The sequence below is a fragment of the Enterobacter cloacae complex sp. P15RS genome, assembly GCF_014895905.1.
Classification (GTDB): domain Bacteria; phylum Pseudomonadota; class Gammaproteobacteria; order Enterobacterales; family Enterobacteriaceae; genus Enterobacter; species Enterobacter quasihormaechei.
This window is the reverse complement of the sequence record NZ_JADBQL010000003.1, coordinates 29,974-47,762: the sequence shown is the minus strand read 5'-3', so window position 1 is coordinate 47,762 and position 17,789 is coordinate 29,974. Positions and strand designations below refer to the sequence as shown.

Sequence of the window (17,789 nt, the reverse complement as noted above, 5' to 3'; positions counted from 1 at the left end):
CAAAATCAGTGTAGTTTGATTACACTCCTGTTAATCCATACAGCAACAGTGCCGGGGATACCCGGCGCTGTTGTCCGTTTTAGCACACAGGCAGGACATGCCTGATACCTGGAGAGCCTTTCTTGAGCCAGGAATACACTGAAGACAAAGAAGTCACACTATCGAAGCTAAGCAGCGGACGTCGTCTCCTCGAGGCTTTGCTGATTGTTATTGCCCTTTTTGCCGTCTGGCTGATGGCCGCCTTACTCAGTTTCAACCCCTCAGATCCCAGCTGGTCACAAACCGCATGGCATGAGCCTATCCATAACTTAGGTGGCGTTCCCGGCGCCTGGCTTGCGGACACGCTCTTTTTCATTTTCGGTGTGATGGCCTATACCCTGCCCGTCATCATTATTGGCGGATGCTGGTTTGCCTGGCGTCATCGACAGAACGACGACTACATCGATTATTTTGCCGTTTCGCTGCGCCTGATTGGCGCCCTGGCGCTGATCCTCACCTCCTGTGGACTGGCGGCGATCAACGCCGATGATATCTGGTATTTCGCCTCCGGCGGGGTGATCGGCAGCCTTCTGAGCTCCGCGCTGCAACCGATGCTTCACAGCAGCGGCGGCACGCTGGCGCTGCTGTGTATCTGGGCGGCGGGGCTGACGCTGTTTACCGGCTGGTCCTGGGTGAGCATTGCTGAGAAGATCGGCAGCTTTATTCTGACGCTACTGACGTTCGCCAGCAACCGTACCCGTCGTGACGATACGTGGGTCGATGAAGATGAATACGAAGATGAGTATGACGAAGACGATGCGCCTGATGAGCGTCGTGAGTCTCGTCGCGCGCGTATTCTGCGCGGTGCCCTGGCGCGCCGCCAGCGCGTCGCTGAAAAATTTGCGAACCCGTTAGGCCGTAAAACGGACGCCGCGCTGTTCTCCGGCAAACGTATGGATGAAGACGAGCAGATTGAGTATCGCGGTGCGGTCGTCGATCCTGATGACGTGCTGTTCTCTGGTCATCGCGCCACGCCGGGTGAGTATGACGAATACGATCCGCTGCTGAATGGTCATTCCGTGACTGAACCGGTAGCCGCTGCTGCTGCCGCAACGACGGCGGCGCAGGCCTATGTTGCACCTGTTGAAGCCGTGATGCCGTCCTCGCCTGTGCCTGCCCCGGAGTCCGCGATTCAGCAACCGCAGGTAGACTGGCAGACTGCGCCTGGCGTCCATACGCCTGAGCCGACCATTGCGCCTGAGCCAGAAAGCTATATTCCCGTTCAGCAGGAGCAGTGGCAGCAGCCGTATCAGCCGCCTGAGCCTGTCACCGAGCCGCAACAACCGTATCAGGCTTATACGCCAGAACCCGTTGTACATGAACAGCCCTACGTTGCGCCGGAGCCTGAACCTGAAGTGGTCGAGGAAGCGAAGCCGTCTCGTCCGCCACTGTACTATTTTGAAGAAGTGGAAGAGCGCCGCGCCCGTGAGCGCGAGCAGCTTGCCGCCTGGTATCAGCCCGTGCCCGAGCCGGTACAGGAGCTAGTTGCAAAAGCGCCTTCGGTCAGCGTTCCACCTGTAGACCCTACGCCAGCCGTTGCGTCGGGTACTGAAGCCGTGAAGCAGGCAACGGCAGCCGCTGCCGCGTCCGCTCCGCTATTCAGCCCGGCAACCGACAGCGCCCCGCGTCCTCAGGTGAAAGAGGGCATTGGTCCACAGCTGCCGCGCCCTAACCGCGTGCGCGTACCGACTCGCCGGGAGCTGGCCTCTTATGGCATTAAACTGCCTTCCCAGCGTATGGCAGAAGAGAAAATGCGTGGTTCTGACTACGAAGATGATGCAGACGAACTGCATCAGGACGAGCTGGCGCGTCAGTTTGCCGCCCAGCAGAATCAGCGTTACGGCGACGAGTATCAGCACGACGTGCCTTCACAGCAGGACGACGACGTTGCGGCCGAAGCGGAGCTGGCGCGCCAGTTTGCCGCTACGCAGCAGCAGCGTTATTCCGGTGAGCAGCCTTCGGGGGCAAACCCGTTCTCGCTGTCGGATTTCGAATTCTCACCAATGAAAGATCTGGTGGATGATGGCCCAAGCGAACCGCTGTTCACGCCGAGCGTAATGCCGGAAGTGGAGCCGGTGCGTCAGGCGCCAGCGCCACAGGCTTACGCGCAGCCGCAACAACCGGCGCCGCAGGCGTATGCTCAGCCGCAGACGCCTGCCCAACCGCCACAGCCGCAGTTCCAGCAGCCGGCACCGCAGCCGCAGCCGCAGGAGAGCCTGATTCATCCGCTGCTGATGCGTAACGGAGACAGCCGACCGCTGCAACGTCCAAGCACGCCGCTGCCGTCGCTGGATCTGTTAACGCCGCCGCCGGCTGAAGTCGAGCCGGTTGATACTTTTGCCCTCGAGCAGATGGCCCGTCTGGTGGAAGCGCGTCTGGCTGACTTCCGTATTAAAGCGGACGTGGTGAACTACTCACCGGGCCCGGTGATCACCCGTTTCGAACTGAACCTGGCACCGGGCGTAAAAGCGGCGCGTATTTCTAACCTCTCCCGCGACCTGGCGCGTTCCCTGTCGACTGTGGCTGTTCGCGTGGTGGAAGTGATTCCAGGCAAGCCTTACGTTGGCCTTGAGCTGCCAAACAAGAAACGCCAGACCGTCTATCTGCGTGAAGTGCTGGACAACACCAAGTTCCGCGATAATCCTTCCCCGCTGACCGTGGTGCTGGGGAAAGACATTGCGGGCGATCCGGTGGTTGCCGATCTCGCGAAAATGCCGCACCTGCTGGTTGCGGGTACTACCGGTTCCGGTAAATCGGTCGGTGTGAACGCCATGATCCTCAGCATGCTCTACAAAGCGCAGCCTGAAGACGTGCGTTTCATCATGATCGACCCGAAAATGCTCGAACTGTCCGTCTACGAAGGTATTCCGCACCTGCTGACGGAAGTGGTCACCGACATGAAGGACGCCGCCAACGCACTGCGCTGGAGCGTCAATGAAATGGAGCGTCGCTACAAGCTGATGTCGGCGCTGGGCGTGCGTAATCTTGCCGGTTATAACGAGAAGATCGCCGAGGCGGCGCGCATGGGTCGTCCGATTCCGGACCCATACTGGAAGCCGGGTGACAGCATGGATGCCCAACATCCGGTGCTGGAAAAACTGCCTTACATCGTGGTGCTGGTGGATGAATTTGCCGACCTGATGATGACCGTTGGTAAGAAAGTGGAAGAGCTGATTGCACGTCTGGCACAGAAAGCGCGTGCGGCGGGTATCCACCTGGTTCTGGCTACGCAGCGTCCGTCCGTGGACGTTATCACCGGTCTCATTAAGGCAAACATCCCGACCCGTATCGCGTTTACCGTGTCGAGTAAAATTGACTCGCGTACTATCCTTGACCAGGGCGGAGCAGAGTCGCTGCTGGGGATGGGTGATATGCTCTACTCCGGGCCGAACTCCACCTCGCCGGTGCGTGTTCACGGTGCGTTTGTTCGCGACCAGGAAGTGCACGCGGTTGTGCAGGACTGGAAAGCGCGCGGGCGTCCGCAATACGTTGACGGCATCACCTCCGACAGCGAAAGCGAAGGTGGCGGCGGTGGTTTTGACGGCGGCGAAGAGCTGGATCCGTTATTCGACCAGGCGGTTAATTTCGTCACCGAAAAACGTAAAGCGTCCATCTCGGGCGTGCAGCGCCAGTTCCGTATCGGCTACAACCGCGCGGCGCGTATCATTGAGCAGATGGAAGCGCAGGGCATCGTGAGCGAACAGGGGCACAACGGTAACCGTGAGGTGCTGGCGCCACCGCCGTTTGAGTAACCTTCAGCGATTGCAAAGAAGGGTAAATCAGCAAAAATTAAGCATATTCTTCTGTCGCCTGCCTTCGGGCAGGTACAGAATGGAAACGGAACCCCCATATCGGGAAGACGTATTTTAAGGAATAACAATGAAAAAAATCGCCATCGCCTGTGCATTACTCTCCAGTTTTGTTGCCAGCAGCGTCTGGGCTGATGCAGCCAGCGACCTTAAAAGCCGACTGGATAAAGTGAGCAGCTTCCACGCCAGCTTCACGCAAAAAGTGACTGACGGCAGCGGCAACGCGGTGCAGGAAGGGCAGGGAGATTTGTGGGTGAAGCGCCCAAATCTGTTCAACTGGCACATGACCCAGCCGGATGAAAGCGTTCTGGTGTCTGACGGTAAAACCCTGTGGTTCTACAACCCGTTTGTTGAGCAGGCGACCGCCACCTGGCTGAAAGACGCGACCAGCAATACGCCGTTTATGCTCATTGCCCGTAACCAGTCCAGCGACTGGCAGCAGTACAACATTAAACAAAACGGCGACGAGTTTGTCCTGACGCCAAAAGGCAGCAACGGTAACCTGAAGCAGTTCACCATTAACGTGAGCAGCAACGGCACCATCAATCAGTTTGGCGCGGTTGAGCAGGACGATCAGCGCAGCAGCTATCAGTTGAAGTCTCAGCAAAACGGCGCTGTTGATGCATCGAAATTCACCTTTACCCCGCCGCAGGGCGTAACGGTGGATGACCAACGCAATAAGTAAGAGGCATGAGTGAGCAACCTGTCGCTCGATTTTTCAGATAATGCGTTTCAACCTCTGGCCGCCCGTATGCGGCCAGAAAATTTAGCGCAGTACATCGGTCAGCAACATCTGCTGGCTGCGGGGAAACCCTTGCCGCGCGCCATCGAGGCCGGGCATCTGCACTCCATGATCCTCTGGGGGCCTCCCGGCACCGGAAAAACCACGCTCGCTGAAGTGATTGCCCGCTATGCCAACGCGGACGTTGAGCGCATCTCGGCGGTCACGTCGGGGGTGAAAGAGATCCGCGAGGCGATCGAACGGGCGCGACAAAACCGCAATGCCGGACGTCGCACCATTCTGTTTGTCGACGAAGTTCACCGCTTCAACAAGAGCCAGCAGGATGCCTTCCTGCCGCACATTGAAGACGGTACGATTTTCTTCATCGGCGCCACCACGGAAAACCCGTCGTTTGAACTGAACTCTGCGCTGCTGTCCCGTGCGCGCGTGTATCTGCTTAAATCGCTGACCACGGAAGATATCGAAAAGGTTCTGACGCAAGCGATGGACGACAAAGCGCGGGGTTACGGCGGGCAGGATATCGTTCTGCCGGACGAGACGCGTCGTGCGATCGCCGAACTGGTGAACGGTGATGCCCGTCGGGCGCTGAACACGCTCGAAATGATGGCCGATATGGCCGAAGTGGACGATGCGGGCAAGCGCGTATTGAAGCCTGAACTGCTCACCGAAATTGCCGGTGAACGCAGCGCGCGCTTCGATAATAAAGGCGACCGTTTCTACGACCTTATCTCTGCGCTGCATAAGTCCGTGCGCGGCAGCGCGCCGGATGCGGCGCTCTACTGGTATGCGCGTATCATCACCGCCGGTGGCGATCCGTTATATGTCGCGCGCCGCTGCCTGGCGATTGCCTCGGAAGACGTAGGCAATGCCGATCCGCGCGCCATGCAGGTCGCGCTTTCCGCCTGGGATTGCTTTACCCGCGTCGGGCCTGCGGAGGGTGAGCGCGCCATTGCTCAGGCAATTGTCTATCTGGCCTGCGCACCGAAAAGCAATGCGGTGTATACCGCCTTCAAAGCGGCGATGTCGGATGCACGTGAACGTCCGGATTACGACGTTCCGGTACATCTTCGCAATGCCCCCACTAAGCTGATGAAAGAGATGGGTTACGGGCAGGAGTATCGCTACGCCCATGATGAACCCAATGCCTACGCCGCCGGGGAGGAGTATTTCCCGCAGGAGATGGCACAAACCCGCTATTATCACCCCACAAACAGAGGTCTTGAGGGTAAGATTGGCGAAAAGCTCGCCTGGCTTGCCGGACAGGATCAAAATAGCCCTATAAAACGCTACCGTTAGTTCAATCGTTGCGGTAATGTTGGCAATATATCTCTGTGGCCGCAGGCTGTGGTCACTTTTTCCTTTTTTAATTCGATAAGCACAGGATAAGCATGCTCGATCCCAATCTGCTGCGTAATGAGCCAGACGCAGTCGCTGAAAAACTGGCACGCCGGGGCTTTAAGCTGGATGTAGATAAGCTGCGCGCTCTCGAAGAGCGTCGTAAAGTTTTGCAGGTACAAACTCAAAATCTGCAAGCAGAGCGTAATTCTCGATCGAAATCCATTGGCCAGGCGAAAGCGCGCGGGGAAGACATTGAGCCATTACGCCTGGAAGTGAACAAGCTGGGTGAAGAGCTGGATAAGGCGAAAGCTGAACTGGACGTTCTTCAGGCTGAAATTCGCGATATTGCTCTGGCGATCCCGAACATTCCTGACGACAGCGTGCCTGTCGGCAAAGACGAAAACGACAACGTTGAAGTGAAACGCTGGGGTACGCCTCGCGAATTTGACTTCGAAGTGCGCGACCACGTGACGCTGGGCGAAATGCACGCGGGCCTGGACTTTGCGGCAGCGGTTAAGCTGACCGGTTCTCGCTTCGTGGTGATGAAAGGGCAAATTGCTCACCTGCACCGCGCATTGGCTCAGTTCATGCTGGATCTGCACACCGAGCAGCACGGCTACAGCGAAACCTACGTACCGTATCTGGTTAACCACGATACGCTGTACGGTACAGGCCAGCTGCCGAAATTTGCCGGCGATCTGTTCCACACCCGTCCGCTGGACGAGGAAGCAGACAGCAGTAACTACGCGCTGATCCCAACCGCGGAAGTGCCGCTGACCAACCTGGTGCGTGACGAGATCATCGACGAAGACGATCTGCCAATCAAACTGACCGCGCACTCTCCTTGCTTCCGTTCTGAAGCGGGCTCTTACGGTCGTGATACTCGCGGCCTGATCCGTATGCACCAGTTCGATAAAGTTGAGATGGTGCAGATCGTTCGTCCGGAAGAATCGATGGATGCGCTGGAAGAGATGACCGGCCACGCGGAAAAAGTGCTGGAGCTGCTGGGGCTGCCTTACCGCCGTATGGCGCTGTGCACCGGGGATATGGGCTTCGGCGCCTGCAAAACCTTCGACCTCGAAGTGTGGGTGCCTGCGCAGAACACCTACCGTGAAATCTCTTCCTGCTCTAACGTCTGGGATTTCCAGGCGCGTCGTATGCAGGCGCGTTGCCGCAGCAAGTCCGACAAGAAGACCCGTCTGGTTCATACCCTGAACGGTTCTGGTCTGGCGGTTGGCCGTACGCTGGTGGCCGTGCTGGAGAACTACCAGCAGGCAGACGGTCGCATTGAGATCCCTGAGGTGCTGCGTCCTTACATGAAAGGCCAGCAGTTCATCGGTTAATATTTTGCTTCAAAACAAAAAAGCGCCTCAGGGCGCTTTTTTTATATCCCTGATTTGATACGACGCAATACCTCCTCCCTCTAAAGTAGTAATACTCCTCCGAACGAAAGTTAGCATAAAACACCGATAACGTAGCTTTTCGTTATATATAAAACTACATAGCGGTTTGCACCGCCTCTCTTTTCTTTGTGAGCAACCAAAGTGAGTCTTTATGAAAATCAAAGCGCCTGAAGCGTTAATGGCTGCCGAGGTCACTCGCCGTGGGTTGATGAAAACCACGGCAATAGGCGGCCTGGCTGTTGCCAGCAGCGCCTTTACGCTCCCCTTTACCCGACTGGCGTCGGCGGCGGAGGCTCTGTCTCCCGCTTCAGCCCCGGAAAAAGTGGTGTGGAGTGCCTGTACCGTTAACTGTGGTAGCCGTTGTCCGCTGCGTATGCACGTCGTGGACGGTGAAATCAAATACGTAGAAACCGACAATACCGGCGATGATAACTACGAAGGGTTACATCAGGTTCGTGCCTGTCTGCGTGGCCGCTCAATGCGCCGTCGCGTTTATAACCCGGATCGTCTGAAATATCCGATGAAGCGTGTCGGTAAGCGTGGGGAAGGGAAGTTCGAGCGCATTAGCTGGGACGAAGCCTACGATATTATCGCGACCAACATGCAGCGCCTGATCAAAGAGTACGGCAACGAATCCATCTACCTGAACTACGGCACCGGGACGCTTGGCGGCACCATGACCCGTTCCTGGCCGCCGGGTAAAACGCTGGTAGCGCGCCTGATGAACTGCTGCGGCGGCTATCTCAACCATTATGGCGACTACTCTTCCGCACAGATTGCCGCGGGCCTGAACTACACCTACGGCGGCTGGGCAGACGGCAACAGCCCGTCAGATATCGAAAACAGTAAACTGGTGGTGTTGTTCGGCAATAACCCGGGCGAAACGCGCATGAGCGGCGGCGGGGTAACCTATTACCTTGAGCAGGCGCGCGCCAAATCCAACGCACGAATGATCATCGTCGATCCGCGCTACACCGATACCGGCGCCGGGCGTGAAGACGAGTGGATCCCCATTCGCCCTGGTACCGACGCGGCGCTGGTCAATGCGCTGGCGTATGTGATGATTACTGAAAACCTCGTCGACCAGCCGTTCCTGGATAAATACTGCGTTGGTTATGATGAGAAGACGCTGCCAGCCAGCGCACCGGCTAACGGGCACTATAAAGCCTATATTCTTGGCCAGGGCAGCGACGGCGTGGCGAAAACCCCGGAGTGGGCATCCATTATCACCGGCATTCCTGTCGAACGTATTGTTCAGCTGGCACGTGAAATCGGTTCAGCCAAACCGGCTTATATCAGCCAGGGCTGGGGACCACAGCGCCACGCGAATGGTGAGATTGCCACTCGCGCCATTTCTATGCTCTCAATTCTGACCGGCAACGTCGGCATTCACGGCGGTAATAGCGGCGCGCGTGAAGGCTCGTATGAAGTACCGTTTGAACGTATGCCAACGCTGGACAATCCGGTTCAGACCAGCATCTCTATGTTTATGTGGACTGACGCGATCGAGCGCGGCCCGGAAATGACCGCGCTGCGCGACGGCGTTCGGGGCAAAGATAAGCTGGATGTGCCGATCAAAATGATCTGGAACTATGCCGGCAACTGCCTGATCAACCAGCACTCCGAAATCAACCGCACCCACGAAATCTTGCAGGACGATAAGAAGTGCGAAATGATTGTGGTGATCGACTGCCATATGACCTCGTCGGCGAAGTATGCCGATATCCTGCTACCAGACTGCACCGCCTCTGAGCAGATGGATTTTGCGCTGGACGCCTCCTGCGGCAACATGTCCTATGTGATCTTCACTGACCAGGCCATCAAACCGCGCTTCGAGTGCAAAACCATCTATGAGATGACGTCCGAGCTGGCGAAACGTCTTGGCGTTGAGCAGCAGTTCACCGAGGGACGCACTCAGGAAGGGTGGATGCGCCATCTGCATGAGCTCTCCCGCAAAGCCATTCCAGACCTGCCGGACTTCGATACCTTCCGCAAGCAGGGGATGTACAAACAGCGCGACCCGGACGGGCATCACGTGGCGTACAAAGCCTTCCGCGAGGATCCGGTAGCCAATCCGCTGACCACGCCGTCGGGCAAAATCGAGATCTATTCGGAAGAGCTGGCAAAAATTGCCGCGACCTGGGAATTGCCGGAAGGGGACGTTATCGATCCACTGCCGATCTATACGCCTGGTTTCGAAAACTACAACGATCCGCTGACGGAGAAATTCCCGCTTCAGTTGACCGGTTTCCACTATAAAGCGCGTGTTCACTCCACCTACGGCAACGTTGACGTACTGAAAGCGGCCTGCCGGCAGGAGATGTGGATCAACCCGATGGATGCGAAAGCGCGCGGCATCAGTAATGGCGATCGCGTACGTATCTTCAACGGGCGTGGCGAGGTGCATATCGAAGCCAAAGTGACGCCGCGCATGATGCCGGGCGTTGTCGCGCTGGGGGAAGGGGCCTGGTATAACCCGGATGCGAATCGCATCGATCAGGCGGGCTGCATCAACGTTCTCACTACGCAGCGTCCATCGCCGCTGGCGAAGGGCAACCCATCCCACACGAACCTCGTTCAGGTTGAAAAGGCGTAAGGAGTAACCGATGACAACCCAGTATGGATTTTTTATTGATTCCAGCCGTTGCACCGGGTGCAAAACCTGCGAGCTGGCCTGCAAGGATTATAAGGACCTGACCCCGGACGTCAGCTTCCGTCGTATTTATGAATACGCGGGCGGCGACTGGCAGGAGGACAACGGCGTCTGGCATCAGAATGTCTTCGCCTATTACCTGTCGATTGCCTGCAACCACTGCGAAGATCCGGCCTGTACCAAGGTCTGTCCGAGCGGGGCAATGCACAAGCGCGACGACGGCTTTGTGGTGGTGGACGAGGACGTCTGCATCGGCTGTCGCTACTGCCACATGGCCTGCCCGTACGGCGCGCCACAGTACAACGCCGCTAAAGGCCACATGACCAAGTGCGACGGCTGCCACAGCCGCGTCGCGGACGGCAAAAAGCCCATCTGCGTCGAGTCCTGCCCGCTGCGCGCGCTGGACTTTGGCCCGATTGAGGAGCTGCGTAAAAAACACGGCCAGCTTGCCGCCGTCGCGCCGCTGCCGTCTGCGCACTTCACGAAGCCGAGTATTGTGATCAAACCTAACGCCAACAGCCGTCCGACGGGTGACACCACCGGCTACCTGGCAAACCCGAAGGAGGTGTGAGATGGGAAGTGGATGGCATGAATGGCCGCTGATGATCTTCACGGTCTTTGGACAGTGCGTGGTGGGCGGGTTTATTGTCCTCGCGCTGGCGCTTATGAAAGGTAATCTCAGTGCAGAACGGCAGCAGCGTCTGGTGCTCAGTATGTTTGGTCTGTGGGTGCTGATGGGCATTGGCTTTATCGCCTCCACGCTGCACCTGGGTTCGCCAATGCGCGCGTTCAACTCCCTGAATCGCGTGGGCGCCTCTTCGCTGAGTAATGAGATTGCCAGCGGCGCAATCTTCTTTGCCGTAGGCGGGCTGGGGTGGCTGCTGGCAGCGGTGAACAAGCTGCCGTCAGTGTTACGCGCGTTGTGGCTTATCGTCACCATGGTACTGGGCGTGGTATTCGTCTGGATGATGATTCGGGTGTACAACACGATTGACACCGTTCCGACCTGGTACAGCGTCTGGACACCGATGAGCTTCTTCCTGACGATGTTCATTGGCGGCCCGCTGCTGGGTTATCTGCTGCTCCGCGTGGCCGGCGTTACGGGTTGGGCGATGCGCCTGCTGCCTGCGGTCTCGCTGCTGGCACTGGTCATCAGTACCGTTGTGGCGCTGATGCAGGGAGCGGAGCTGGCGACGATTCACAGCTCTATCCAACAGGCTTCGGCCCTGGTTCCTGAATACGGTTCGCTGATGGCCTGGCGCGTGGTGCTGCTGACGGCGGCGCTGGTCTGCTGGGTTGCCCCTCAGCTTAAAGGCTACCAGCCCGCGCTGCCGTTAGTGTCGCTGGCGTTTGTACTGGTGCTGGCCGGGGAACTGATTGGCCGCGGCGTGTTTTACGGTCTGCATATGACGGTCGGTATGGCTATCGCCAGCTAGTTTTTATTTTTTGTTATATAAAGCCGGGACATAGCGCCCGGCTTTTCTTTTTTCATTCATGAAATTTTTCAACTGATGTTTCGCTTAAGAATTTCCCGGATATAAATAAAAACAAATAGATAATTAATATCTGTAGCAGGCTTTGCATTAGCAGGATGAGTTTTTTAAATCGACGTGGCGCATATCGTGCGTGACGCCTGAATCGGTGGATTGACTTTGTTTTTGCCAGTGGCATGATGCGCACGAAATCTGAACTTCCTCACGGTTTTTAATCCATGACCACCTATACCCGCCCGGTGCTTTTGTTGCTCTGTGGCCTGCTTTTGCTGACCCTGGCGATCGCGGTGTTAAACACACTCGTCCCGCTCTGGCTGGCCCATGAAAACTTACCGACCTGGCAGGTGGGTATGGTTAGCTCGTCCTTTTTTACGGGAAATCTGCTGGGCACCTTATTAACGGGTAGCCTTATTAAACGTTTTGGTTTTAACCGTAGTTATTATCTGGCGTCGCTGATCTTTGCCGTCGGATGCGCCGGTTTAGGCCTGATGGTCGGCTTCTGGAGCTGGATGGTCTGGCGCTTTATTGCGGGCGTCGGCTGCGCAATGATTTGGGTAGTGGTGGAAAGTGCGCTGATGTGCAGCGGCACCTCGCGTAACCGCGGGCGTCTGCTGGCGGCTTACATGATGGTGTATTACGTCGGTACCGTTCTGGGACAACTGATGGTCAGCAAATTCCCAACCGACCTGATGAGCGTACTGCCGTGGGTAACGGGCATGGTGCTGGCTGCGGTCCTGCCGCTGCTCTTTACCCGAATCGTGAACCAGAGCAGTGAGCATCAGGAAGCTACGCACGTCTGGCCGATGCTCAGGCTTCGTCAGGCGCGTTTAGGCGTTAACGGCTGCATTATCTCCGGGATTGTGCTGGGTTCACTCTATGGCCTGATGCCGCTCTATCTCAACCATCAGGGCGTCAGCGATTCCGGGATCGGTTTCTGGATGGCGGTCATGGTCAGCGCTGGGATTGTAGGTCAATGGCCGATCGGTCGTCTGGCCGATCGTTTTGGTCGCCTGCTGGTGCTGCGCGTGCAGGTTTTTGTGGTGATCATGGGCTGCCTCGCCATGCTCAGTAACGCCGCGATGGCGCCTGCGCTGTTCATTCTGGGGGCAGCGGGCTTTACACTCTATCCCGTCGCGATGGCCTGGGCCTGTGAGAAAGTAGAGCATCATCAGCTGGTGGCGATGAACCAGGCTTTATTGCTGAGCTACACCATCGGCAGCTTGCTGGGGCCGACTTTCACCTCCATGCTCATGCAAAACTACTCTGATAACCTGCTGTTTATCATGATTGCCAGCGTGTCGTTTATCTATCTGCTAATGCTGCTTCGCAAAGTCGGCGAACATCCCACGCCGGTGGCACACGCCTGATGAATTAAAAGCCTGTCGATGCCAGGCTTTTTTGTCCCTGTCACATATAAGACTTTTGCTTATTGTGCGTTTTTACTGCCTGGCGATAATTCAAATGCGTACTACCACTAAAAGGCAGCCATCATGTCTACTCGTCGTTTTACCACTACCGCACTTGCCGTAGTGTTGTCCTTAACGTTTGCAACGGCTCCGGTCATGGCTAATCCCGGGAACGGGAATGGCGGTGGCCACGGAAACGGTGGCGGACAAGGTAATAGCGGCAATCATGGTAACGGCAACGCCGGCAACCATGGTAATAAGCAAAATAAGGGTCAGGATAATCCAGGAAAATCGGATAAAAGCGTCAAAAACAGTAAAGATGTCGGTAACGACGTCGATGTGCGCGTGAGCTTCGACCGCGCCCGCCATCTGGCGCTGAATTATGGCTTAACGGGCTATGACTCTCTGCCTCCGGGCATTGCGAAAAATCTTGCGCGCGGTAAACCGCTGCCTCCGGGCATTGCAAAGAAAACCGTGCCGGCCTCAATGCTCGGCCAGCTTCCTTCCTATCCGGGGTATGAATGGCGCGTGGTGGGAGACGACCTCGTCTTAATTGCCCTGAGTACCGCGATTGTGACTGCCGTTATTAACGGCGTCTTTGAATAGAATATAAAAAGGCCCGGTTCTCACCGGGCCTTTTTCTTAATACATGACCTTGTGGCCGTACTGCTCAAGAATGCCTTTGACGCGTTCCATCGTCTCTTTTTTCGGCGGCTTCACGCCATCAAGCTTGTACTCTTCGCCCATCGCCACCCATTTGTGTTTACCCAACTCGTGATAGGGCAGGAGTTCAATTTTCTCCACGTTGCCCATATCCCGGGTAAACTCGCCCAGACGATGTGCGGAATCATCATCATCTGACCAGCCCGGCACCACCACGTAGCGGATCCACGTTTTGACGCCTTTGTTGGCAATGTATTTGGCAAATTCCAGCGTACGGTGGTTCGAGACGCCGACCAGGTTCTGGTGAATTTCATCGTTCATCTGTTTGAGATCGAGCATCACCAGATCGGTTACCTCAAGCAGTTCATCAATAACCGGATCGTAGCGGCGTACAAAGCCGTTGGTGTCGAGGCAGGTATGAATGCCTTCTTTGTGGCAGGCGCGGAACCAGTCGCGCACAAACTCAGCCTGAAGAATGGCTTCACCGCCGGATGCCGTCACGCCACCGCCGGACGCGTTCATAAAGTGGCGATAGGTCACCACCTCTTTCATCAGATCCTCAACGGTGACTTCTTTGCCGCCGTGGGTATCCCAGGTATCTCGGTTGTGGCAGTACAGGCAGCGCATCAGGCAGCCCTGGAAAAAGGTGATGAAACGGATCCCCGGGCCATCGACGGTGCCACAGGATTCAAAGGAGTGAATGCGACCAATAATTGACATTGCGGTGATATCTCCAGCATCGGCCCGTCCGGGGCCTGAGTATGCACAGCTCAAAGCCGGCTGTGTTGAAGTCTGTTTTGGCTGTTATCCATAAAGTATAGATAGCTGACAAAAGAGACTGAGGAGAAGAGGGTGCTAAAAAGGCCCCACTGACGTGGAGCCTTTATTGTACGCTTTTTAACGCGTGATTTCAGTCAATTCCACTTACATGGACTGAGTGAAAGTACGGGTGATAACGTCCTGCTGCTGTTCTTTAGTCAGGGAGTTAAAACGTACTGCGTAACCTGATACACGAATGGTCAGCTGAGGATATTTCTCAGGATGTTCCATCGCGTCGAGCAGCATTTCACGGTTCATCACGTTCACGTTCAGGTGCTGACCACCTTCGATGGACGCTTCGTGGTGGAAGTAACCATCCATCAGACCCGCGAGGTTAGTTTTACGTACTTCGTCATCTTTACCCAGCGCGTTTGGCACGATAGAGAAGGTGTAAGAGATACCATCTTTCGCGTAAGCAAACGGCAGTTTAGCAACGGAGGTCAGAGAGGCAACCGCACCTTTCTGGTCACGACCGTGCATTGGGTTAGCACCTGGGCCGAATGGCGCGCCAGCACGACGACCGTCTGGGGTGTTACCGGTTTTCTTACCATACACAACGTTAGAGGTGATGGTCAGAACAGACTGAGTCGGGATAGCGTTACGGTAGGTAGTGAGTTTCTGAATTTTCTTCATGAAACGTTCTACCAGGTCAACTGCCATGTCATCCACGCGAGCGTCGTTGTTACCAAACTGCGGGTATTCGCCTTCGATTTCGAAGTCGATAGCCAGACCGTCTTCGTCACGAATTGGTTTAACTTTCGCATATTTGATTGCAGACAGGGAGTCAGCCGCAACGGACAGGCCTGCGATACCACACGCCATGGTACGAACCACGTCACGGTCGTGCAGCGCCATCAGAGAGGCTTCGTAGCTGTACTTGTCGTGCATGTAGTGGATAACGTTCAGCGCGGTCACGTACTGCTTAGCCAGCCAGTCCATGAAGTGGTCCATGCGCTCCATGACTTCGTCATAGTTCAGCACGTCGCCTTTGATAGGTTCAGACTTAGGACCAACCTGCATTTTCAGTTTTTCATCAACGCCGCCGTTGATTGCGTACAGCATGGTTTTCGCCAGGTTTGCACGCGCACCGAAGAACTGCATTTGCTTACCAACAACCATTGGGCTTACGCAGCACGCGATAGCGTAGTCGTCGTTGTTGAAGTCCGGACGCATCAGGTCATCGTTCTCGTATTGCAGAGAAGAGGTGTCGATGGACACTTTAGCGGCGAATTTCTTGAAGTTCAGAGGCAGTTTTTCAGACCACAGAACGGTGATGTTCGGCTCCGGAGAAGGACCCATGGTGTACAGGGTGTTCAGGAAGCGGAAGCTGTTTTTGGTTACCAGAGTACGGCCATCTACGCCCATACCGCCGATAGATTCGGTTGCCCAGATTGGGTCACCAGAGAACAGCTCATCATATTCTGGAGTACGCAGGAAGCGAACCATACGCAGTTTCATGACCAGGTGGTCAATCATTTCCTGAGCGTCTTGCTCGGTGATTTTACCTGCTTTCAGGTCACGTTCGATGTACGCATCCAGGAAGGTGGATACGCGGCCGAAGGACATTGCTGCACCGTTCTGAGACTTAACAGCGGCCAGGTAGCCGAAGTAGGTCCACTGGATAGCTTCCTGAGCGTTGGTTGCAGGACCAGAGATATCGCAGCCGTATTTAGCCGCCATCTCTTTGATCTGACCCAGCGCACGGTGCTGTTCAGCAATCTCTTCACGCAGACGGATAGTCGCTTCCAGGTTTACGCCGTTTTCCAGGTCAGACTGGAGAGAGACGAACTGTGCGTATTTGTCTTTCATCAGGAAGTCGATACCGTACAGCGCAACGCGACGGTAGTCACCGATGATACGGCCACGGCCATAGGCATCTGGCAGACCGGTCAGAACGCCAGATTTACGGCAGTTCAGAATGTCTTTGGTGTAAACATCGAATACGCCCTGGTTATGGGTTTTACGGTATTCGGTGAAGATTTTTTTCAGCATTGGGTCCAGCTCGCGGTTATACGCTTTGCAGGAACCTTCAACCATTTTAATGCCACCGAACGGGATGATTGCGCGTTTCAGTGGTGCTTCAGTCTGGAGACCAACGATTTTCTCAAGGGCTTTGTTGATGTAGCCAGCATCGTGAGAAGTGATGGTGGAAGCAACGGAGGTGTCAAAATCAACTGGCGCGTGAGTGCGGTTTTCCAGTTTAACGCCTTCCATTACGCTGTCCCACAGCTTGGTGGTTGCGTCAGTTGCACCAGCCAGGAAGGATTCGTCACCTTCATACGGGGTATAGTTTTTCTGAATAAAGTCACGGACGTTGACTTCATTCTGCCAGTCACCTTTCGTAAAACCTTCCCAGGCTGTGGCTAACTTTTCATTAAGCTCGGACATGTAACACCTACCTTCTTAAGTGGATTTTTTATTTACTGCCTGAGACAACCATTAATGATGATCGCCGCCACGCAGGTAAATGACCCAGTATGTCAACCCAACTAACAGACCCCCACCGATAATGTTCCCGATAGTGACGGGGATCAGGTTATCAGTAATGAAATTCATAATAGTCAGGTGTGAAAAACTTTCCGGGGTTGAACCAACAGCAGTCCAGAACTCCGGGCTTGCAAAGTTGCGGATAACAATCCCCATCGGGATCATGAACATATTCGCAATACTGTGCTCAAAGCCGCTGGCAACAAACATCGCAACCGGCAGAACCATAATCATGGCTTTATCCATCAGGCTACGACCAGAGTAGCTCATCCAGACCGCCAGGCAGACCATCAGGTTTGCAAGGATGCCGAGAGCAACAGCTTCGATAAATGTATGGTGCATTTTGTGGTCAGCGGTTTGCAGGACGTTAAGCCCCCAGCCGCCGTTGGCGGTCATGTACTCGCCAGAGAGCCACATCAACAGAACAAAGAGCAGACAGCCAATCAGGTTACCAACGTAGACGTTGAGCCAGTTGCGCCCCAGTTGACCCCAGGTAATTCTTCCGCTGGCTTTTGCCACAACAATCAACACCGTTGAGGTGAAGAGGTCGGCACCGCAGATGACGCAAAGAATCAGACCCAGTGAGAAGCAAATACCACCAATCAGTTTCGCTATGCCGAAAGGCATCCCGGCCGTGCCGGTGGTGGCTGTGATATAGAAGACGAAAGCGATGGAGATGAACACACCAGCCGTGATGGCCAGAAAGAACGTCGTCATCGGATGTTTCGTTGCTTTGTAGACACCCGCTTCTTCGGCAACTTTCGCCATCGCAGCGGGGAGTAATAGATCAAAAGGGTTGTCAGCTTTCACACTAACTCTCTCTTTATTAAGTCGGCGACGAGATACTAACAAAGCATTATAGAAGAGAAATTGATATAGATCATATCTCGCCTGGCTTATAGGCCCGCAGTGTGTATGGTTTTACAGCAAAAGCGGA

12 protein-coding genes are annotated in these 17,789 nt (G+C 55.5%); 9 read left to right on the top strand and 3 right to left on the bottom strand.

Features of this window, described 5'->3' with window-relative positions:
- Window positions 1-122 precede the first annotated feature (122 nt).
- From IM267_RS01605 to IM267_RS01565, 9 genes are all read left to right on the top strand, one after another.
- Window positions 123-3,791, top strand: coding sequence for a DNA translocase FtsK 4TM domain-containing protein (locus IM267_RS01605; protein WP_193032549.1), 3,669 nt, complete (start codon window positions 123-125; stop codon window positions 3,789-3,791).
- A 127-nt stretch (window positions 3,792-3,918) separates the two neighbouring features.
- Window positions 3,919-4,533 (top strand): outer membrane lipoprotein chaperone LolA, encoded by a 615-nt coding sequence (lolA, locus tag IM267_RS01600; RefSeq protein ID WP_003858270.1) that lies wholly within the window; start codon window positions 3,919-3,921, stop codon window positions 4,531-4,533.
- A gap of 9 nt (window positions 4,534-4,542) precedes the next feature.
- Window positions 4,543-5,886, top strand: a complete 1,344-nt coding sequence (gene rarA, locus IM267_RS01595) for a replication-associated recombination protein RarA (protein ID WP_112793205.1) — start codon at window positions 4,543-4,545, stop codon at window positions 5,884-5,886.
- A 92-nt stretch (window positions 5,887-5,978) separates the two neighbouring features.
- Window positions 5,979-7,271, top strand: a complete 1,293-nt coding sequence (gene serS / locus IM267_RS01590; RefSeq protein ID WP_193032548.1) for a serine--tRNA ligase — start codon at window positions 5,979-5,981, stop codon at window positions 7,269-7,271.
- A gap of 211 nt (window positions 7,272-7,482) precedes the next feature.
- Entirely contained in the window at window positions 7,483-9,927 is a 2,445-nt protein-coding gene (gene dmsA, locus IM267_RS01585; RefSeq protein ID WP_193032547.1) for a dimethylsulfoxide reductase subunit A, read from the top strand.
- A 10-nt stretch (window positions 9,928-9,937) separates the two neighbouring features.
- A complete protein-coding gene (locus tag IM267_RS01580) occupies window positions 9,938-10,555 on the top strand; it encodes a DMSO/selenate family reductase complex B subunit (RefSeq protein WP_017384545.1) in 618 nt (205 codons plus the stop codon).
- Between the two features lies 1 nt (window position 10,556).
- Window positions 10,557-11,420 carry a dimethyl sulfoxide reductase anchor subunit family protein gene (locus tag IM267_RS01575; protein ID WP_193032546.1) on the top strand — a complete coding sequence of 288 codons (864 nt, stop codon included), beginning with the start codon at window positions 10,557-10,559 and terminating at the stop codon, window positions 11,418-11,420.
- Window positions 11,421-11,695: 275 nt separating this feature from the next.
- Window positions 11,696-12,844: an MFS transporter gene (locus tag IM267_RS01570; RefSeq protein ID WP_063449171.1), complete on the top strand. Its 1,149-nt coding sequence runs from the start codon at window positions 11,696-11,698 to the stop codon at window positions 12,842-12,844.
- Window positions 12,845-12,967: 123 nt separating this feature from the next.
- Window positions 12,968-13,489: an anti-virulence regulator CigR family protein gene (locus IM267_RS01565; protein ID WP_107535049.1), complete on the top strand. Its 522-nt coding sequence runs from the start codon at window positions 12,968-12,970 to the stop codon at window positions 13,487-13,489.
- Between the two features lie 36 nt (window positions 13,490-13,525).
- Here the strand turns inward: IM267_RS01565 and pflA are convergent, their stop codons facing one another.
- The 3 genes from pflA to focA form a co-directional block, all read right to left on the bottom strand.
- Entirely contained in the window at window positions 13,526-14,266 is a 741-nt protein-coding gene (pflA, locus tag IM267_RS01560) for a pyruvate formate lyase 1-activating protein (protein ID WP_003858250.1), read from the bottom strand.
- Window positions 14,267-14,470: 204 nt separating this feature from the next.
- The gene (gene pflB, locus IM267_RS01555) at window positions 14,471-16,753 is read right to left on the bottom strand and encodes a formate C-acetyltransferase (RefSeq protein WP_015570975.1); all 2,283 of its coding nucleotides are present in this window, start codon (window positions 16,751-16,753) and stop codon (window positions 14,471-14,473) included.
- 51 nt (window positions 16,754-16,804) lie between these two features.
- Window positions 16,805-17,662, bottom strand: coding sequence for a formate transporter FocA (focA, locus tag IM267_RS01550; RefSeq protein WP_017384832.1), 858 nt, complete (start codon window positions 17,660-17,662; stop codon window positions 16,805-16,807).
- Window positions 17,663-17,789: the final 127 nt, after the last annotated feature.